This window comes from Thermogemmatispora tikiterensis (assembly GCF_003268475.1).
GTDB lineage: Bacteria > Chloroflexota > Ktedonobacteria > Ktedonobacterales > Ktedonobacteraceae > Thermogemmatispora > Thermogemmatispora tikiterensis.
Genome location: NZ_MCIF01000002.1, coordinates 590,317 through 608,644 on the forward strand (window position 1 = coordinate 590,317; position 18,328 = coordinate 608,644).

Genomic DNA, 18,328 nt, shown 5'->3' on the forward strand with positions numbered 1-18,328 from the left:
GGCTGGCTCCGTTCTCAATGGCTCGTCTCTGAGCGGACACTATGAGTTTAGCTCATGATGGATAAATAACGCATAAATGCCCCTTGGTGAGAGTTAAACATTGCATAAATGCTCATTGCCTTGCCAGGAAAGGCTCTCCTCAGGGCGTGGCGTGCTGCTGAGCAGCATGTCTATCAGGGGCCTGTCATCGAGAAGCAGCCTATGATCCGATAGAAGGGCCTTGATTTGTGGCGGTGCTCCTTATGGCAGGAATGCCTGAACCTTTGCGACCAATCTATTGCTTTTGCTAAGCGTTGGAAGTGGAGGGCGCATCACTCTCGGGGGCTGCGGAGAATAGCCGACGCAACCAAGCCAAGATGGGAATGAAGGGGCAGCTCGCTGACGGCGGGGCGCTTCCCTGGAGCTGACAGCGCACTCAGCAACTCGCGCTGCTCAACCGTCAGCGAGCAACGACCAGCTCTTCTATACGGTGGTGCTGGCCGTGGTCGTAGGCTTACGTCCCCAGACGGTGAGCAGCGTCCAGAGCGCGCAGAAATCCTCTTGTTGCATCTCGGCCATCGCCTGCTGAATCAGTGTTCCTAACTCCTCTTGACCGATTAAGCCGACTTTCACGAGAAAGGGTCGAATCAATTCCATTCCGGCCAGATGATCCTTGAAGACAGGATAATACATCTCCGTCCCCATTGACCACTCGATAGCGCTGGCTCGCAGCCGTACCTCCTCAAAGCCGGCCTGGCGTACCATCCGTGGCAGTACCGGTGTAATACCGAGATGGCGCCCGTCAGGGGAGAAACTCTGCCCAGCTCGCCGGAACGCTTCGGCGATCAAGGAGCTAAAACGCTCGTAGGCTGGGCTGGTTGTCAGAGGAAGTTCTCCCTCGGTCAGGCGCAAGATGCCGCCGGGCTTGAGCAGACGGGAACACTCAGTCAGCAGGCGGGGCCAGGCCGCTGGCAGCATGAAACCCGAGAGAGCGCGCCCGTTAATTAGATCGAAAGAGGCGTCGGCGAAAGCCAGCGGCTCCATCACATTGCCAACCTGGAAACGGACGTTCCTCAGTCCACGTGACTGAGCCTGGGCCTGGGCATACTCAATCACCAGCGGACTGATGTCGATGCCGATCACCTCAACGCGAGGGTAGTGAAAAGCCACCTCTAAGGCCCAGCCGCCAGGGCCACAGGCCAGATCGAGCACTCGCCCGCCCTCCGGCAGGAGTTGACCCTCGGGAAAGAGACCACCCATGCCTTCCGTCAGCAGCCGATCCTGTTGCATCAGGCGGGCTAACTCGCCTGCATTCTCTGGATCGATCACATACGTATGATCTACTTCCGCCATGCACTTGCTTCCTTTCCAGCCTGAAGAGGCGCGTTGCTCTGGGCGCCTCCGGGACTGATGGCATCTTCTTCAGCACGCTTCTTCCTCAAGTGTAGCAGAAAGCAGCCCAGAGCTGGAAGAGCCAGGGTAGCATAGCGGCAGTGGCATGGCCCTGACAAAAGTGGCCCGGCCTCCGTCGGAAAATGATGGTCGGGGCCAGAGCCCGGCCTGTCTGCCGCCGGTCCGCTTCCCATGAGGAGAACGGTGAGTGCTCTCCTCCACTCCTGGCCGGGCCTGTTCCTACACTCTGGTGAGCGGGATATGAAAAAGTCATAAAAATCAGGGCGACTGCCCTTTCTCCCTGCAAGGCATCTTGACAGTAACTTGTCCTCTTTTCTACACTTCCTGCTGAACTACGCTTTCTCCCGAGGAGCCCACTGGCTTCGTGTTCCGTCCACTTGTTGGGGGAGAAGGCCGTCGCGGCCTTGCTCTTCGTCTCCCTTACCTGGTAGATGATAACGGCGGGATCAGGAAGGAGGAAAGGATGCCCTGGTGGCTGTTTCGCCGCCGAGTTAGCAAAGGTGTCGGAGGCTCAGATCCGGCAGCGCAGCCGATGCGCAGGTCGGTTGGAGAGGTGGCTTTGCCACGTCTGCGAGGCCATCGCCGCTATTTAGATGAGCAACCTTACTTATTACCGAAGGATCTGGGAGAGGTCAACCGTCTCGATTTCCAACACTATGTGTTGCGCACTCTCCTGCGGGGCAACTATCTGGCTCCCATTGAGCAGCCGCGGCGCATTCTCGATGTTGGCTGCGGCACTGGGCAGTGGGCTATCGAGCTGGCCCAGCAATTTCCCCAGGCCGAAGTCATCGGCCTTGACCTGCTCCAGGTCAAGGTAAGTAGCTCGCCGCCAGCAAACTATCGTTTTGTGAAAGGCGATGTGTTGGATGGCCTCCCCTTCGAGAGCAACTGGTTCGATTTTGTCCATCAGCGCCTTCTCTTCCTGGCTATTCCTTTGTCAGCCTGGCCGGGCGTGGTACAGGAGCTGGTGCGCGTCACCTCTCCCGGTGGGTGGATCGAACTTGTTGAGGGAAGCTCTAGTTCGAGTAACTTTGCCCCTGCTGGTCCAGCTACCCAGCAGTTGATCGGCTTGATTGGGCAGCTAGCAGCTCTGCGCGGTCTCGATAGCGAGGGCCAGGTGATGCGCTCGCTGGACCGCTACTTGCTAGAGGCTGGTCTGATCAACGTCCAGCGCTATCCAATCGAGATTCCTGTTGGGGAATGGGGAGGACGGCTCGGATCGTTGATGGCTATTGATGTGTGCGAAGGAATTAAGGCTATCAGTGCTCCTGTCGCGGCGCGCTTTGGCCTCTCCGAACAGGAAGTGCTTGATTTGCTGGATCAAGCCAACCACGAATGGAATGAGCTGCGAACCTCCTACTCTCTGGCTGTTGCCTGCGCTCAAAAACCGGCAGCTAGCTAACCCTCCTGGCCCGACCCAGCTTGTGGCGCCATTATGCCGTGCAGCCAGGAAGCAAAGGGAAGATCGCCTGAAGTGCGAGGCGGGTACTACTCCCGCCTCGTACCTGCCGCTAGCCAGTGCGAGGCTCACCTGAGAAGGTGCCACTAGAGAGGGACTGGTTACCTCCTGCTGGCTGGCGGTCGGGCTTCAGAATACCAGTCTGACCCTTTCCCACAACGCCCGTAGCTCCCCCTGGGGGTCCTCCGCCAGAGAAGGCGCCTCATCCCAAATCAGCGTTGCGCGCCGCTCCAGATCGTAGCGTGGCCACTCCGGCAGGCTGGGGATAGTCGGGTTCCCGGTACGAATGAAGGCTGCCCAGGAGGCATGCATCAGATCGGCCAGGGCCTGCCGACTGGGCGAGGTACCAGTAAACAGGCGCGAGAGTTCCACATCGAGCGTATTGAAGACAAAAGGAATATCCATTGCATGCGCGGCCCCGAGCACCCCGCCGAAAGCGGGCGACTTCCAATCGAAGCGGTACATCCAGACGGGGGCCCCCTGCCGAACCTGGGCCTCCGCCAGGCGAATAGCCGGGATGCGAAAGACCAGATCGCTCATCAGATCAATCCAGGCGAACTCTGGAGAATGGTCCTCACGCGCCGCGGTATAAAGCGCGAGCACCCGCTGAGCGGCCTCACCAAAGAGTTGCTGGAGGAGCGCCTCGTTGATCTGGGCACCGCCGCCCATCAGAGCGAACAGCCGCCATTCATCGCGGTTTGTGCCCAGCAACACAGCCACATCTTTGGCTGAGCCTTGGGCCAGCATGGCCAGTGGATGCTGCGGCAGCGTCTCACCGTCGATCACCGGACTGAAAGCGCGAACTCCGCCGAACTCTCGTCCCAGCTCCGGCTGCACCTTGAGCAGGCTCTCCACCGGGACCTCAGCCAGTGCCTCGACCCGCGCAGGGTCCAGACCCAGCCTGGCCAGAAGGGCCTGAGCCACGCGCGTGGCCTCGGCACCAGTAGGAAGGTCGCCGGCGGCACCGCTCTGCAGAATCGCCCGCTTAAAGAGGCCGCGCGCCGCGGGCATGCCCAGCAGTGCGGCGATGCTCATGGCGCCCGCCGATTCGCCCATCACCGTCACATTGTCGGGATCGCCGCCGAAAGCCTCGATATTCTCGCGTACCCAGCGCAAGCCAGCGATCTGGTCGAGCAGACCGCAGTTGCCGCTGTAGCCCGAGGCCGCGCCAGCCAGCTCCTTGAGGTAGACAAAACCCAGAATCCCCAGCCGGTAATTGAGCGAAACCACTACGATATTGTGACGCTCTGCAAATGACGCGCCGTCATACCACGGGTCGGAGGCTGAGCCGATGGTGAAGGCCCCGCCGTGAATATAGACCATGACCGGGCGCTTCCCCTGATCTGCGGCAGGAGACCAGATATTCAAGTACAGGCAGTCCTCGCTGATCGGACGCGGATCAACAACGCGCTCGGCCCCAATGGCGCCAACCATACTGGCCCCCATCTCGGCAACCTGGGGAGCCATCGGACTAAAGGCTGTCGTCGGACGCACGCCCGTCCACGGTTCAGCTGGCTCAGGGGGGCGGAAGCGCCTGGCTCCCATCGGAGGGCGGGCGAAAGGAATGCCTTTCCAGACGCAGATGGCGCCTTGCTGATAGCCCTGAACCTTCCCGTAGCGAGTTTCGACAATGCATTCGCTCATGTTTCTACTCCTGCTCATCGATGCAGATAGGCTTGAGTGAAGGCCTCACTGCCGCCGCCAGGTCCTGCCTTCGCAGAAAGCGGACCCTGCCAGCGCCGCTTCGTGACCATCCCGCCGAAGCGCTGGCGACCATCTTGTTCTCTTCTGCAGGGACCAGGCCTGGTAATCAAAGAAAAAGAAGAGGTGGCATCGGGGCCATCATCATCTTATCACTTGATCGTTGCTATTCCGGGCCCCGGCACCCTTTCGCCGGGCCACTGCCTCAAGATGCCTGGCCTTCCGGCTCGACCGCGATCCCCAGCCGCTCCAATAGCGCCCGGCAGCGCCACGCCGGGTAGCCGACAGGTAGACGACCGGGAGGGCCATGCGAATCCGAGCCAGCGCTCATGACCAGTCCATGACGCTGGACATACGCTTCATAGGTCGCCTCCAGCTCCGGCCCGTGGGTGGGATAGTAGACCTCTAGCCCATCGATGGCGACCTCCGCCCGTACGCGATCCAGTAGCTCGGGGCTGTAGAAGGTGAACTCCGCCGGCTCACGCAGACCGCGGCCCGGGTGGGCGATCAGGGCCAGGCCCCCACTGCGGTGGAGCACGTCAATCGCAGCGGCCAGATCCGCCTTAATCTCCCGATAGCCCGCGTCACGGATCACGGCGAGGGCCTCTTTCCAGCTGGAGACATAGCCATGCTTCAGCAGGAGGAACCCGCAGTCGCCAGCGACTCGCAGCCGGTTACCCTGCGCCGCAAGGAGCCTCTCCCGCCCAGGAAAGGAGTAGCCGCGACGGAGCAGCTCTGCATAAACCTCCTCTGCGTTAGCTCGTTGCCCCTCACGTACTTGCTCCACCAGCCACCGCAGGTCCGGCTGCTCAGGATCAAAGCCGTAGCCAAGCACATCGGCCATCTGGCCTTGCCAGGCAGCGCTGATCTCAACGCCGTTGAGAACGGCAACCCCTTGCTCCTTCGCCAGGCGCTGCAGCTGGGCGAGCGTATCCACTCGATCATGATCTGTAACGGCAATCAATTGAAAGCCCCGCTCGCGCACGTGAGCTAAGAGATCTGCCGCAGTCCAGCGTCCGTCGCTCCAGGTCGTATGCAAATGAAGATCGATCGTGGCCTGCTCAGAAAGACGTTGTTGCACTTGATGCCTCCTTCAGATCCCAGCAGCAGAGCAGCAGAGAGGAGCCCCCTCCTGGCATCTCCCGCAAGCGCTTTGCTGAGGTGAGCGCTGCCGTCGCCGACAGGAAGCGCGTCATGGACTCATGTTGTTGGTTCGATTGGATAAAATCATCTCTTAGATGGTACACGACTGTTTCTGCTGGCGGCAACAGCGAAGAAGGGCGCTGGACTGGCGGCCTCGAGCTGGTCTCAAGATTCGCTTCTATTGCACGTCTGATCTGCTCACATAAAAAATCTGTTAATAAAGGGCGGCGCTCTCCTCAGCTGGCTGTGCTTACAATTGACAGAGAGCGCGTGTCTTACCTACACTCTCAATTGAGCGAGTGCTCGCAGATAACGACGCCAGGCCTGGCGCCGGATGTACTCCCCTTCCTGCCTTTGGCGAAGAAGCCGGGCCTGCTCCAGAAGAGACAGGTCAGGGGATTTGTATCTCACTGTATGTGTCTGTCTGGCTACCTGTCTGCCGGCTGCTGCTTCTGCTGCCACCAGCGCCAGGTCATCTTGTTGCAGAAAGGAGCTTCTCCATGCCCTGGTGGGTTTTTCGGCGACGGCGCTCGGTGCCAGCGTCGCGCGCGACGGGCCAGGTAGTGGCGGAGAGTGCTGCTTTACCGCCGCTGCAGGGTGAGCGTCGCTTTTTGCAAGAGCAGCCCTACATGCTGCCCAAGGACCTGGGCGAAGTCAATCGGCTGGATTTCCAACATTACGTTCTGCGTGCCCTGCTACGGGCCAACTACCTGGCCCCCATTGGGCAGCCGCAGCGCATTCTGGATGTTGGCTGTGGTACCGGGCAATGGGCTTTTGAACTCTGCCAGCAATTCCCACAGGCGGAAGTAGTCGGCGTCGACCTGGAGCAGGTCAAAGCTACCACCCCTCCCTCTAATTATCGCTTCGTCCAGGGCGATGTCCTGCGGGGTCTACCCTTTGCCGACGCCTCCTTCGACTTTGTCCACCAGCGGCTCCTGACCTCAGCTCTGCCTCTGGCTGCCTGGCCGGAGGTAGTGCGCGAGCTGGCTCGGGTGGCTGCCCCGGGAGGCTGGGTTGAGCTGGTCGAGCCCGGGCTGGGTCTGCGTGTCACCCCTGCGGGACCGGCAAACGAGAAGCTCCTGAGCATGGGAACCCAATTGGCTGCACAGCGGGGCTTAGACACGGAGGGAGCAGTGGCGCGCTCCCTGGAACGCTATCTTCAAGAAGCCAGGCTTGTCAACGTCTATATGCGCACCGTCGAAGCACCGGTAGGGGAGTGGGGAGGACGAATCGGCTCCCTGCTGGCCCTGGACCTGCGCGAGATCTGGAAAGCGATCAGCACACCTCTGGCCGCCTATTTCAATCTTTCGCAGCAAGAAGTGTACAATCTTATCGAAAGCGCTAACCAGGAATGGAACAGCCTGCGGGCCTACTGCTCTTTTATCGTTGGCTACGGGCAGAAGCCTTTTACCCCCTAGGTAGGGTCGTTCCTTCCGACTCCCCCTCTGACAGGAAACGCTACTCTTGCATCTGTTCTAAGTCCCTTGCCAGCCAGGGCTGTCATCCTACTGGTTGCACGATGAAGTAGTCTCCGTAGAGCGTCAGGCGATAGTGCCGATTCGGCTGGGCCATCAACGTTTGTAGGGCGGCATCGTAGTCGCCACGTGGCAGCACGTAAGCTGCATGGTGATCGGCGTGGGTAGCCCAGTAATAGGGCCAGTAGCGAATATAGCCCGGCTGCAGCTGCTGGTTGACAACCCCACAGGTCAGGCGCTCCTGGCTGAGGAAGGCCACCTTATAGCAGGTCCAATAATCGCTATAGAAGTGGGTCACGCCCAGCTCCTCCAGCCGATGTACAAAAGCCATATCCTGTTGATAGTACAGCTGAGCTGTGGAAGTTTCACCAAAAGCCTGGGCTGTACCGATTCCATAGAAGAGCAGTAGTAACAGCAGCAGAGCCAGGCAGAGCGTGCGACCAGACTGGCGTAACCTGGGCAGAAAGGACCACGTGGCCCGCATACCCTGCCAGAGGGGCCAGAGGATCGCGGGGAGCGCAACCCAAAAAATGATCAGGTAGCGCCCATGCAGAGAGGGCCACTTGAGCGGTGCAAGACTATGAATGAAGAGCACCAGGGTGATGGCCGCAGCAAGCAACAGCAGCAGGCGAGCGCTGGCCCGGACCAGGTCAGCCTGCTGATCAGCCTTACCCTCCAGACGGGAGCGCCGTCCCAGGCACCACAGATCCCAACCGGCCAGCCCCAGAGCGGCGAGAAAAAGCAGCAAATAGCCAGTGCCCCAGCCGAGATGAGCCAGCCGGCAGGCCAGCGTAGGGGCGCTGGTGGGGTCCCGCAAGACCGGCACTTCGCTGACTGGGCAGAAAGGGTTGCCGCTAATCGTGGGCAGAGAGAGCTGAATGGTGGCCTTAATCTGCTGCCAGACCAGGGCTGGTGTATAGTGCAGCGGCACCGGCCCCTGCTGCTGCACAGCCACGGCGCTGAGCGTATCAAGACCTGGAGGAGCGTGCAGATTATAGGCCAGCAGCGGCCACATGCCCAGTGCCAGGCCACCCAGCATGCAAATAACGGGTAGCAGACGTATTAAATCACGCCAGCAGAAAAATATGATTAAAAAGCCAGAGAAGCCTATCAGTGGTAAGAAAAGCATATCGCTCCAGAGGCTCAGGCCCACCACGATGCCCCAGGCCAGATAGCCCCCACAGCGGAGCAGGAGGCGGCGCCCCGAGAGCGTAGGGCCAGTGGAGAGCGCTAACCGGGTAGCGATCAGGAGCGCCAGTGTGCCACAGAGCAGGATTTCCAGATAGCCCCCATAAGAGCGCAGTTGATAGGTGAGCATATAAGGTGAGCCGAGGCTCAGCAGCGCCAGCGTCAGCAGACTCAGCCCTGGAGTATACAGTGTACGGGTCAGGAGATAGAGAGCAACCAGGAAGAGTGCAAAGAGCATGACCAAGCCAAGCCGCAGAGCAAGAAGCGATGATCCAAACAGATGAAAGAAGGCGGCCCCCAGGTAAGCCTGAAGTGGTCCCATATAGAACGAGCCATACATAAACGTTGGGCGCTCGCCCTGATAGGCAATATGGCGCGCCATCAGACCAAAGATCCCCTCATCGCTATCGGTCCAGGGCCAGTGCTGCTTGAGCAGCATCAGGCGCAGGCTGACCCCAACCAGGATAAGGCCGAGCGCGACCAGGTGCCATCTCTCCAGGAAAGCCAATCTACGCAATTTCTCTTTAACAATGGTCATAGTCATACACTTCGATAGAAAATATAGTGATAGAGGACCAATTTTGCCGTTGATGGTAGCATGGATACAATAGGGTGTCAACCGACCAGAGACAGAGGAGCTAGTCGCTGCGCGGCGTAGTCTGAGGAAGTGCCACAGCAGAGGAAAACGGCTGCAAGCCGCTGAGCTGGCGATGAAGCTCAGTAGTGACGAAACTGTCACAATCAGCAAATGCCTGGCGACCTTCCGGTTGAGGTCCGGGCCTCGCTGCCAGGCTCAGGGTGCGAGCTGCGGCACCAGCCCCCAGGCGAGCTTGACAGGGGTACTTATGCTTAGAGACAGTGAGCAGTACTTGCTTGCTTGCATTGATAAGGAAAGGGCGAGACAATCGATGGAGAGCTTACTGGCATGCGCGCGCTCCTGGGTCAAGGAGCATGCCGGTTCCCAGGTCCCCCATCTTCTGAGGGCAGAAGAATGGTTGCGGCAGATCAACCCAGCTGCTTCAGAGGCTATGCTGCTGGCGGCCCTGACTCACGACATGGAGCGAGCCTTCCCTGGACCCGATAGCCCAAAGCAAGATCTCTCGCGTGGAGCAGATGACCCGCTCTATCTACAAGCGCATTCCGAGCGCTCGGCGCGCATCGTGGGCGGCTTTTTGCGTGAGCAACAGGCGCCAGCCGACCTGATAGAAGAGGTAATGGCCCTGATCCGCGTGCACGAGGTAGGAGGATGGCCCGAAGCTGATTGGGTCCAGGCGGCGGACAGCCTCAGCTTCCTGGAGGTCAACGTCCAACCCTTTCTTGATATGCTGAGCAGTACCTGGGCTGGCTGGACACCTGAAGCTGTTCGCGCCAAGTTTTCCTGGATGTACTCGCGGATACGGCTACCGGAGGCCCGCCAGTTGGCCATACCTCTCTATCAGCAAGCTCTGGAGAAGCTTCGTCAGCAAGAAGAGCACTTGAAGCGCCCAGGGGAGCCAAAGCCCTCCCTGCAAGAGTAAAATAAAAGCTGCCGCCCCGGTGTCCCAGAGTACAAGCCACGTCCAGGCCCTGCCCTTGGGATACTGCAGCCACAAAGGCGGTCGGACGAGAGCAGCAGATTACGCCCCCTGCCCGGAGCAACCAGCTCTGCTGTGGCGTATATAGATATTTGTGTATCTATCAGGTTGCTGAAGGAATGAGACAGACATCATTGGATGATACGGAGCGGTCCAATCATCAGGTGCATTCGTTGGAGAGATGGCGCTATATCCTGCTGATCATCATTCTTGGATCGTTGGCAGCCTTTGGTCCTCTCTCGATTGATATGTATTTGCCGGCGCTGCCCCTGCTCAGCCGTGACCTGGGGGCCAGCGCCTCGGCGGCTCAGCTCACGCTGAGCGCCTGCCTTGTTGGTCTTGCCCTTGGCCAATTGTTGGCAGGGCCGCTGAGCGATAGCCTTGGGCGGCGGCGTCCTTTGCTGGTCGGATTACTCGCCTACATTCTAGCCTCGCTCTTATGTTCCATCGTACCATCGATTACGCTCCTGATTGGTCTCAGACTGATCCAGGGACTGGCCGGAGCTGCGGGCATCGTCATCGCACGAGCCATTGTACGAGACAGATACAGTGGGATCGCCCTGGCCCGTTTCTTCTCTATGCTCATGCTGGTGAGTGGCGTTGCGCCCATCGCTGCCCCTCTTATCGGCGGCCTCATGCTACGTCTCACCAACTGGCGTGGCATCTTTCTCTTCCTTACCTTGCTTGTAGCCCTGATGTGGGTAGCGGTCCTTCTGGGGCTACCTGAGACCTTGCCGCCGGAGCGACGGCAGAGCGGAGAGTTAAGCGTGACCTTGGGCACCTTTCGCCGTCTGCTTATCGATAAAGCCTTCATTGGCTATGCGCTCTCCTGTGGTCTCTCGGCGGCGGCCATGTTTGCCTACATTTCTGGCTCGCCCTTCGTCACGCAGGAGATCTATGGTCTCTCGCCCCAGGCCTTCAGCCTGATCTTCGGCGCGAACGCCCTGGGCATTGCCGTTATGGGACAGATTAGCGGGCGTCTCGTTAGCAGAGTAGCGCCGCGCAAGCTGCTGGCGGGAGCCTTGACAGCCGTGGCCCTGGGCAGTGGAGGACTCTTCTTAGCAGTGATCAGTGGAGTCGGATTGGTAGGCATTCTTCCCGCGCTTTTCGTCGTCGTCGCCAGTCAGGGCATGGTATTCCCGAATGCAGCCGCTTTAGCGCTGACTGACCATCCACACTCAGCCGGCAGTGCCTCTGCCCTCCTTGGATTACTGCAATTTATCCTGGGGGCGCTGGCCTCACCGCTCGTTGGCGTTGCTGGCGCGCACACTGCTCTGCCGATGGCGAGTGTGATCTGCTTCCTTGGTCTGGCTGCCCTCATCACCTTCCTGCTTCTTGGACAAAGCAAGCCGGTAAACGCTGCCTCCTCCCTGGCGGCGGAGGTCGAGCACCTGGAAGGTCACTAACCCACTCTGGGGCTACCTGCAGCTCCTCTTTCTTCCCCTGATCTGACTCGCTCCTGGCTCAGGCTCGGAGGCCCCTCGGCTGATGGACTCTGGACCGGGCTGGACAGCAGAGGAACTTCCCCAGGCAGCGCGCTCCCGCACGCCGCCAGGTGGAGTGGATGAGCAGCCGAGAACGCGGCGTTTGCGGTTCCAGAGACCAGTGAAAAGGAGGAGGGAAGAGGAGGAGAGATTCCAGATATCTCAGACTTTTACCATCCAGGGGGCGGAGCCGGGGCCAGGTAAGCTCTTAGCCCTGGCTCTGGCCCCGCACTTATTCCTCAGCTGTGGCCTGGGACTGGCGAGGACGCCGCGAAGGATCGAGACAACAGTAGAGGCTCTGACCGTGGCAACAGCTCTGGCGATCCTTCTCCGACTCAAACTGGATCGTTGCGTGATCGATATGGTACTTCTCCGTCAGCATCTGCGTCAGCGCATAGCGGATCGAAGCGCTGCGGGCTGGCGTCCCGTCCTCGATTGTCGCATGGCAGGCCAGCGCTGGCATCCCGCTTGCGATCGTCCAGACATGCAGATCGTGTACCTCGCGGACTCCCTCGACCTGCAGCATATCATGAGCGAGCTGGGAGACTGAGAGGCCACGCGGCGCCGCTTCCAGTAGAATATCGGTCGCCTCGCGCACGACTTGCCAGGCGCCCAAGGCCAGCAGCAGGGCGATTCCCACTGACAACAGCGGATCGACGGCGCTCCAGCCGGTCGTCAGCAGCACCAGGCCGCCGACGATAACCGCCAGCGAAGCCCCCACATCGCCGAGCACATGCAGCAGAGCAGCGCGTGTATTCAGATTATGGTGACCATTGCGCTGGAGTACCGTGCTGATAAAGAGATTGATGACGATCGCGATCAAAGGCGTCACGAACATCGCCAGCGGCTGCACCTCGGCTGGATGGCGCAGACGCCCAACCGCCTCGATGAGAATCCCCACTGCGATGGCAATCAGGGTCACCGCATTAATCAGCGCTGCCAGGATGCCGACGCGATGATAGCCGAAGGTCCGGCGTGCATTCGCGGGCCGCTCAGCCTGAACCGCTGCAAACCAGGCCAGACCAAGCGCAAAGAGGTCTGTCACCACATGGCCAGCCTCCGACAAGAGGGCCAAGGAGTTGGCCAGGAGGCCACCTACAAGCTGGCTGAGCAGGATCACCATTGTCAACAGAAAGGCCAGACGGAGGCTCCGCCGCGGCATCTCCTGATGAGCATGGTGGGCATGGGCGTGAGAGTGGACATGAGGATGAGTATGGCGCTCATGGCTGTGATCGGCCTCTCTCCCCCCCACCGGCTCAGGGTTCTTTCCCCTATTCATCTGCTTCATAGCAGGCTCTTCACCATGACCGACAAACATGGTCATGCGGAAACCTCCACCTTGGAAAAGGTACCGGGTGACCCTCCTGCCGGCTCGCTCGCATGGGCCAGGCCCAGCTCAAGCAGTTGACGCACATGGTCATCAACGAGACGGTAGTAGACCACTCGCCCGACTTTGCGCATACTCACAATGCCCTGTGTGCGCAGCACACGCAGCTGGTGAGAAATCGTCGTATCATCCCGGCCAAGGCCAGCAGCCAAATCGCACACGCAAAGCTCGCCAGCCGGAGCATGCAGCAGAGCAAAGAGCACCTGCAGGCGCGTTGGATCATTGAGAACGGCAAAAAGGGCCGCCGTACGCATTGCACTCTCCAGGGGCAGCAAGCTGTATCGCACAGCTTCCACCTGCTCAGGATGCACCGCGCGCACCTGGCAGAGGTCTGTCGCCTCTGCGCTTCCCCTGGTCTCGCTTCCTCGCGGACGAGTGGCCATCCCGGCTTGCTCCTTTCGTCTTCGTAAAACCTGTACAGCTATGCAGCTTTCCTTTCTCTTACTACTATAACATCGTCGCTGCTCGCTTGCAATCCGCTGGAAAGAACGAACGATTCTGGACAGGACCAAAGGGCTATGCTATCGTAGGCCCTATCCTTACGAGGCCCTTCTGGACAAGCCTGCTTTCCCTGGTTGACCAGAGTCGGGATGGCAGTGCCAACAGATACAACAGAGGTGAGAAAGGACTGATGCGTATGCAATTGCTGGTAGCTGCCCACAGGCTGGCGATTTGTCGTCTCGCTCCTGGAAGCCCGCTGCCGGCCTGGCTCTCTGCCGCTGGCCTGGAACGGCAGCCTTTGCTGGCGCTCACGTGGACCGCTGATGAGCTGTCTGTAGTTTGCCCGCAGCAGCTGGTCCCAGAGGGAGTGCGCTGTGAAGCCGACTGGGCGGCGCTCAAGGTCGTAGGCCCGCTGGATCTGAGCTTAACCGGCATTCTCGCCACGCTGCTCAGACCGCTGGCCGAAGCCCATATTCCAGTCTTTGCGCTCTCTACCTACGATACCGACTATCTGTTAGTGCGCGAGCCGCAGCTAGAAGCCGCGCGGGCCGCTCTCCTGGCGCACGGCCATGAATTCTTATAGCCTGTATATGGCGCAGAGAGATCGGTTCGGAGCGATCTGCTGAGAGGCGCAAGAGAAGGGCGCGAGCGGGATAGGAGATGTCCGTAGTCAGGCGACCTGAAACTCGCAGCGTGGGAAGCGCGTGATTTACCCAGATGCTGTAGAAGCAAGCATCCAGGGAAAGCCGGGCGAGACCGGCTCAAGCAAGGAGGTGGATGTCATCATGACTATCAGCCTGGAGCAGCTTATCATCTGGGTCATCATCGCGGCTATTGTCGGTGTCGTGGGGGAATTCATCGCTCGTCGTCACGCCCCCGGCGGCATTGTCGGCGCCATTCTCCTGGGACTGCTGGCCATCTTTCTGGTCGATGGTGTCCTGCACTGGCACATCAGCGGCGAGCCATACCTTAACGGCGTCCCGCTTGTAACGTCGGTGCTGGCGGCGGCGGTCCTGGTCTTCATCTGGAGTGCCTTCGCCTATCGTCGCCTTTCTCCTTACTACTACCGCCGTGGGAGCTATGCCCATCGACCGCGCAGCTGGTGGCGCTGGTGACGGGAGAGGAGGCGCGCGCGTCGGCCCTGGCTGCCAGCGCTCATAGCTCTGTGATGTCAGGTCAGGCCCAGCCAGACCAGACCAGATCGCCTGCGTGTGTATAGCCCACCCGGTCCCGCTGTCATCGCATTGATCGCCGCCGCCTGAAGCTCACGCAAAGGTCACCTTCAGAGAGACCCAGGAGAGGAGGGTTCACGCCATCCTACCGCACAAGGTTGCCCTCCTCTCCTGTCCAGGAGAGAGATCGAACGGCGCTAGCGGCGCGAGCGCGAGCGCCTGATCGCAGCCTCTCCCAGCTGTCCAGCCAGCAGCAGTGAACTGAAACCGGCCATTGTCAACACCTGGTGGGCAGCCAGCGGCTCGCTGGCGTCTGCTCTCTTCTCCTGAGCACCAGCAGCGCTATGGGCTGGCGTTGGCATCCCGAAGCCGAAGCCGAGACCAGAGTTCCCCCCGCGGGCTGCCTCCGCGGCCCCACGCAGCTCAGCGGCAACCAGTTCCAATAACTCGGCCACCTCCAGCTCAAGGGCTGCTGCCACACTCTCCAACACCCGCGCTGAGGGATACTTCTGCCCACGCTCGATCTCACCAACATAGATCTCGGAAAGACCGGCGCGCTCTCCCAGCTCGCGCATCGTCAGCCGGCGTTGCTGGCGCTCCCGGCGAATCACCTTTCCGAGCGTCTCTTGAAGATCGGCCATCCCCACGCTCCTTTCTGCTCTCCTCCCTTCCAGAGGAGTCTGCCGCATCTCTGCCACTTTCGGCAGCTATGCTCATAGCATAGCCTGACGGGCGGCTATGCTGACAGCATCGCTTTTTGCTATCACTATACCCCCCCGCTTTGCTATATTCAAGGTGTTCCCTCCTTCCTCCCTGCCTGCCTGCCAGCAGCGAAGGCGGAAGCGGGAGCGAGACCTGACAAAGCCGGCTCACACCGGAGAAGAGAAAGAAAAGAAAGGAGTGCCTTCATGCTCCCACGTTCCACCGCCTCCTTCCTGTCATACAGACAAGAACACGTCCAGTCAACTCTGCATATTCCCATCGTCTACGAGGAGCACCAGCTGGAGCCTCCACGTTGGGAGTATCGTCTCATCAGTCTCGATCTACACAAAGAACCGGTGCTTTCTGCTGCCAGCCTGACCAGACTCGGACAAGAGGGCTGGCTACTGCAGGCGATCGTCGACGAGCGAGCCAGCGGAAGCGGCACCCAGCTTCACTACTACTTCGTGCGTCGCCTGCTCGGATCGGAGCAGGAAGCAGGTAGAGAAGAACAGGTATTAGAAGAATAAAAAGGGCAAAGAACGAACTGTGAATAGGAAAGAGTGGAAGAAAGGATCATTGTCATGAGCGCTACTCTTTATGTACCGACCGTCATTGAAGCCACGGGACGCGGAGAGCGTGCCTACGATCTCTACTCTCGTCTGCTCAAAGAGCGCATCATTCTGATCAACGGCCCAATCGAGGAGCAAATGGCCGGACTGGTCATTGCGCAGCTCCTCTTTCTGGCCGCCGAGAGCAGCGAGCGGGAGATCAACCTCTACATCAGTTCACCGGGCGGCGTCATCACCGCCGGTCTGGGCATTTACGACACCATGCGCATGTTGCCCTGTCCCATCGCCACGACCTGTGTCGGCTACGCTGCCAGCTTCGGTACCATCCTGCTGATGGCAGGGGACCGTGGACGGCGTCGAGCCCTGCCGCATGCCCGCATCCACCTGCATCAGCCGTGGACCGCCAGCGGCGTCAGCGGCCAGGCCAGTGATATCGAGATCCATGCCCGCGAGATGCTGCATACCCGCGACATGCTCAACGAGATCATTCAGCTACACACTGGCCAGCCCCTGGAGCGCATCAAGCATGACACCGACCGCGACTTCTTCCTGAGCGCCGCCGAGGCCGTCGAATACGGCATCATCGATGAGGTGCTGGAGCCACCCATCAAGGAGGCGAAAGAGGCATCATCCTTCTAGAGTGGCTCGATGCGCACATAGTCGAGATCGAGCCACTGGCGACCCGTCGCAATCGTGCCGAAGCGCAGGGTACCGCGCGGGGTGGCGATGGCATACTGGTTGTCTACCCAGGCCACAAAGCCCAGGGGGCGCACTGGGGGTGAGGGAGCGGTAAAGAGGAGGCTGCCATCTACGAAGAAACGGGCCTGCGATGGCAACCACTCAAGGGCATAGGTATGCCAGTCCGTGAGGACAACCTCCTCCAGCAGGCGCTCCTGGGCCCCGGTCAGGCGCTGCAGCCAGCGCGCCGCGGGGCGCAGCTCACCGCTGAGCCGCCCCCAGAGGGCTGCCAGAGCCGTGGGCACGGCTGCTGTCAGGAAGCTCGGGCGCAGCGCATGCACTACTTGCGCCTTCCATCCCCAGCCCGGCACGCCGGGCACCAGGGCCATGTTCGAAGGAGGTGAGGCGTAGAAGAACCAGACTGCCTCGGGGAGCATCAATATATCCCCACGCAGCGAGAACGGGTAATTCCAGAAACCGAAGCCGGCGGTCCCGCGCAGCAGCCCCGGCGTCTCCGCCGTACTGGCCAGTGTCGCCGCCGGATGGGAGAAAGCGGCCCGTACCTCCAGACGCAGCGGTGGACGCCAGGGGAAAGCCCGACGCGGCAGCTCGCCATAGTCGTCGATCTGCGCGTCGCTATACTCCCCCTGGCGGCTGGCCTCTAACTCCAGGCGCAGACGCGACTGCTCCATGCTCAGACGCCCGCCACCCAGGCAGGTGCGCCGCCAGCGCGGATCAAGCTCGCCGCTTTCCTGCTCCCGCCTGTCAAAGTCGTCGAACATAGACGATCTTCTATTCTAGAGCCTCTTCAATTGAGTCGAAGAGACAATTCGAGCAACTTATCTTCCAGCTCCTGCCAGACCAGCTGTTCCGCCTGCAGGTTATTGAGCGAGTGGCCCGAGCGAGTAGCCTCCATCATCACCTCCGAGACGCGGCGGCGGAACTGCATAAAATACTGCCGCTGGATGCTCTGGTCTGGCATGACCCGCAGTTCGATATCTTTAGGATCATAGAACTCCTGGGGATCGAAGGCCAGGGCCAGCAAATCGGCATACTGCTGAATGAGCGTCAGGCGAGCCTGGGAGAGGAAGTAGTAGGGCTGAGTGCTGGAGACCAGGAAGCAGCCGGCGACGCGTCCGGCGTAGAGGATAGGGTGGGCGGCGGCGCTGCGCTCATGAGGATCGCGATGGGCGGGGATGAGCGAGTGCTCCTCATCGATATTCTGAATGGCGTTCGGGCGGCAGGAACTCACCACATAGCCCGAGAGGGACTCAGCGCTCAAGAACATCGCCTTATGTTCCAGCTCACCCCCCCAGGGAGGCGTGCCCAGTCCGAGCCACTCGCGCAGGCTGCGGATCTTCCCCTCCTTGGGAGGCATACAGCGCACCACGCGCACGGCCATCCCCATGTGATCGGGGTCGAGCTGTCCCAGCGCCTGCTGGAGAATCAGGTTGCTCAGCGACCAATAGCGCATCGCCTCGGTCGTCGTCGCGCGGGCCCGGAAGATCCGCGCATAGAAGGCAGCGGGAATCTCAAGGGATGAGTCGTCAGAGGGAGCTGTCACGAAGTCCTCAAACTCGGCCTGAATCAGCTCCTGCAGCTGCTCGCGGTACTGGGGCAGTGCCTTGAGTAGCAGGCGGAGATTCTGAGGGCGAGGGTCGGAAGCGCCAGAGACCCAACGACCCAGCGTGGTGGGCGTCACCCCCAGCTCCTCGGCCAGGCGCTGTCTCTCATGGGTATCAGAGATGATGGTTCCTAGCAGTTCGCGCCAGGTGCGTGGTTCATCCATAGCGTGTTGCCTTGCTGCTGAAATGGCTCTTGCACTGATCTTCCGTCATGATAACAGCTTAGCGCCTGACCGTCAACTCTTCTGCCGCCTGAGTCTACGAGCCTCGCTCTTTCCTGCCCAACCTGTTCCGGCCCGCCAGCTAAGCACAAACTGGCCCCAGGGAGCAGGTGAGCC

General features: G+C 60.3%; 17 protein-coding genes. 8 read left to right on the top strand and 9 right to left on the bottom strand.

Annotated elements, in window-relative coordinates; translation table 11 throughout:
* Positions 1-462: 462 nt before the first annotated feature.
* Entirely contained in the window at positions 463-1,332 is an 870-nt protein-coding gene (locus tag A4R35_RS02555) for a class I SAM-dependent methyltransferase (RefSeq protein WP_112426243.1), read from the bottom strand.
* A 592-nt stretch (positions 1,333-1,924) separates the two neighbouring features.
* Here A4R35_RS02555 and A4R35_RS02560 point away from each other — a divergent pair.
* Positions 1,925-2,794 (top strand): class I SAM-dependent methyltransferase, encoded by an 870-nt coding sequence (locus A4R35_RS02560; protein ID WP_189361252.1) that lies wholly within the window; start codon positions 1,925-1,927, stop codon positions 2,792-2,794.
* A 186-nt stretch (positions 2,795-2,980) separates the two neighbouring features.
* On the opposite strand, the gene A4R35_RS02565 is transcribed toward A4R35_RS02560, so the two are convergent.
* Positions 2,981-4,495, bottom strand: coding sequence for a carboxylesterase/lipase family protein (locus tag A4R35_RS02565; RefSeq protein WP_189361253.1), 1,515 nt, complete (start codon positions 4,493-4,495; stop codon positions 2,981-2,983).
* A 262-nt stretch (positions 4,496-4,757) separates the two neighbouring features.
* Positions 4,758-5,633, bottom strand: a complete 876-nt coding sequence (locus tag A4R35_RS02570; RefSeq protein ID WP_112426249.1) for a PHP domain-containing protein — start codon at positions 5,631-5,633, stop codon at positions 4,758-4,760.
* Between the two features lie 562 nt (positions 5,634-6,195).
* Between A4R35_RS02570 and A4R35_RS02575 the strand changes: the two genes are divergently transcribed.
* Positions 6,196-7,113 carry a class I SAM-dependent methyltransferase gene (locus A4R35_RS02575; protein ID WP_112426251.1) on the top strand — a complete coding sequence of 306 codons (918 nt, stop codon included), beginning with the start codon at positions 6,196-6,198 and terminating at the stop codon, positions 7,111-7,113.
* Between the two features lie 82 nt (positions 7,114-7,195).
* Here A4R35_RS02575 and A4R35_RS02580 read toward each other — a convergent pair whose 3' ends face one another.
* Positions 7,196-8,896, bottom strand: coding sequence for an ArnT family glycosyltransferase (locus A4R35_RS02580; RefSeq protein ID WP_146747092.1), 1,701 nt, complete (start codon positions 8,894-8,896; stop codon positions 7,196-7,198).
* Between the two features lie 370 nt (positions 8,897-9,266).
* Between A4R35_RS02580 and A4R35_RS02585 the strand changes: the two genes are divergently transcribed.
* Both A4R35_RS02585 and A4R35_RS02590 read left to right on the top strand, forming a co-directional pair.
* Positions 9,267-9,875, top strand: a complete 609-nt coding sequence (locus tag A4R35_RS02585; RefSeq protein ID WP_112426255.1) for a DUF4202 domain-containing protein — start codon at positions 9,267-9,269, stop codon at positions 9,873-9,875.
* A 191-nt stretch (positions 9,876-10,066) separates the two neighbouring features.
* On the top strand, positions 10,067-11,338 hold the full coding sequence (locus A4R35_RS02590; protein ID WP_399358667.1) for a Bcr/CflA family multidrug efflux MFS transporter: 1,272 nt from the start codon (positions 10,067-10,069) through the stop codon (positions 11,336-11,338).
* Between the two features lie 310 nt (positions 11,339-11,648).
* Here A4R35_RS02590 and A4R35_RS02595 read toward each other — a convergent pair whose 3' ends face one another.
* Both A4R35_RS02595 and A4R35_RS02600 read right to left on the bottom strand, forming a co-directional pair.
* Positions 11,649-12,740 (bottom strand): cation diffusion facilitator family transporter, encoded by a 1,092-nt coding sequence (locus tag A4R35_RS02595; RefSeq protein ID WP_112426257.1) that lies wholly within the window; start codon positions 12,738-12,740, stop codon positions 11,649-11,651.
* Positions 12,737-13,186, bottom strand: coding sequence for an ArsR/SmtB family transcription factor (locus A4R35_RS02600; RefSeq protein WP_112426259.1), 450 nt, complete (start codon positions 13,184-13,186; stop codon positions 12,737-12,739). The genes A4R35_RS02595 and A4R35_RS02600 overlap by 4 nt, the downstream gene beginning before the upstream one ends.
* Before the next feature lie 248 nt (positions 13,187-13,434).
* On the opposite strand from A4R35_RS02600, the gene A4R35_RS02605 reads away from it, so the two are divergent.
* Positions 13,435-13,827, top strand: coding sequence for an ACT domain-containing protein (locus A4R35_RS02605; RefSeq protein WP_223258156.1), 393 nt, complete (start codon positions 13,435-13,437; stop codon positions 13,825-13,827).
* 202 nt (positions 13,828-14,029) lie between these two features.
* Complete coding sequence (locus tag A4R35_RS02610) at positions 14,030-14,359, top strand: transglycosylase (protein ID WP_112426263.1); 330 nt, start codon at positions 14,030-14,032, stop codon at positions 14,357-14,359.
* 254 nt (positions 14,360-14,613) lie between these two features.
* On the opposite strand, the gene A4R35_RS02615 is transcribed toward A4R35_RS02610, so the two are convergent.
* The gene (locus tag A4R35_RS02615) at positions 14,614-15,057 is read right to left on the bottom strand and encodes a helix-turn-helix domain-containing protein (RefSeq protein ID WP_189361254.1); all 444 of its coding nucleotides are present in this window, start codon (positions 15,055-15,057) and stop codon (positions 14,614-14,616) included.
* 267 nt (positions 15,058-15,324) lie between these two features.
* On the opposite strand from A4R35_RS02615, the gene A4R35_RS02620 reads away from it, so the two are divergent.
* Both A4R35_RS02620 and A4R35_RS02625 read left to right on the top strand, forming a co-directional pair.
* The gene (locus tag A4R35_RS02620; RefSeq protein WP_112426267.1) at positions 15,325-15,645 is read left to right on the top strand and encodes a hypothetical protein; all 321 of its coding nucleotides are present in this window, start codon (positions 15,325-15,327) and stop codon (positions 15,643-15,645) included.
* 54 nt (positions 15,646-15,699) lie between these two features.
* Positions 15,700-16,326, top strand: a complete 627-nt coding sequence (locus A4R35_RS02625) for an ATP-dependent Clp protease proteolytic subunit (protein WP_112426269.1) — start codon at positions 15,700-15,702, stop codon at positions 16,324-16,326.
* Here the strand turns inward: A4R35_RS02625 and A4R35_RS02630 are convergent.
* Both A4R35_RS02630 and A4R35_RS02635 read right to left on the bottom strand, forming a co-directional pair.
* Positions 16,323-17,147, bottom strand: a complete 825-nt coding sequence (locus tag A4R35_RS02630; protein WP_112426271.1) for a LamG domain-containing protein — start codon at positions 17,145-17,147, stop codon at positions 16,323-16,325. The genes A4R35_RS02625 and A4R35_RS02630 overlap by 4 nt on opposite strands.
* Before the next feature lie 26 nt (positions 17,148-17,173).
* Entirely contained in the window at positions 17,174-18,154 is a 981-nt protein-coding gene (locus A4R35_RS02635) for a GAF domain-containing protein (protein ID WP_112426273.1), read from the bottom strand.
* Between the last annotated feature and the right edge of the window lie 174 nt (positions 18,155-18,328).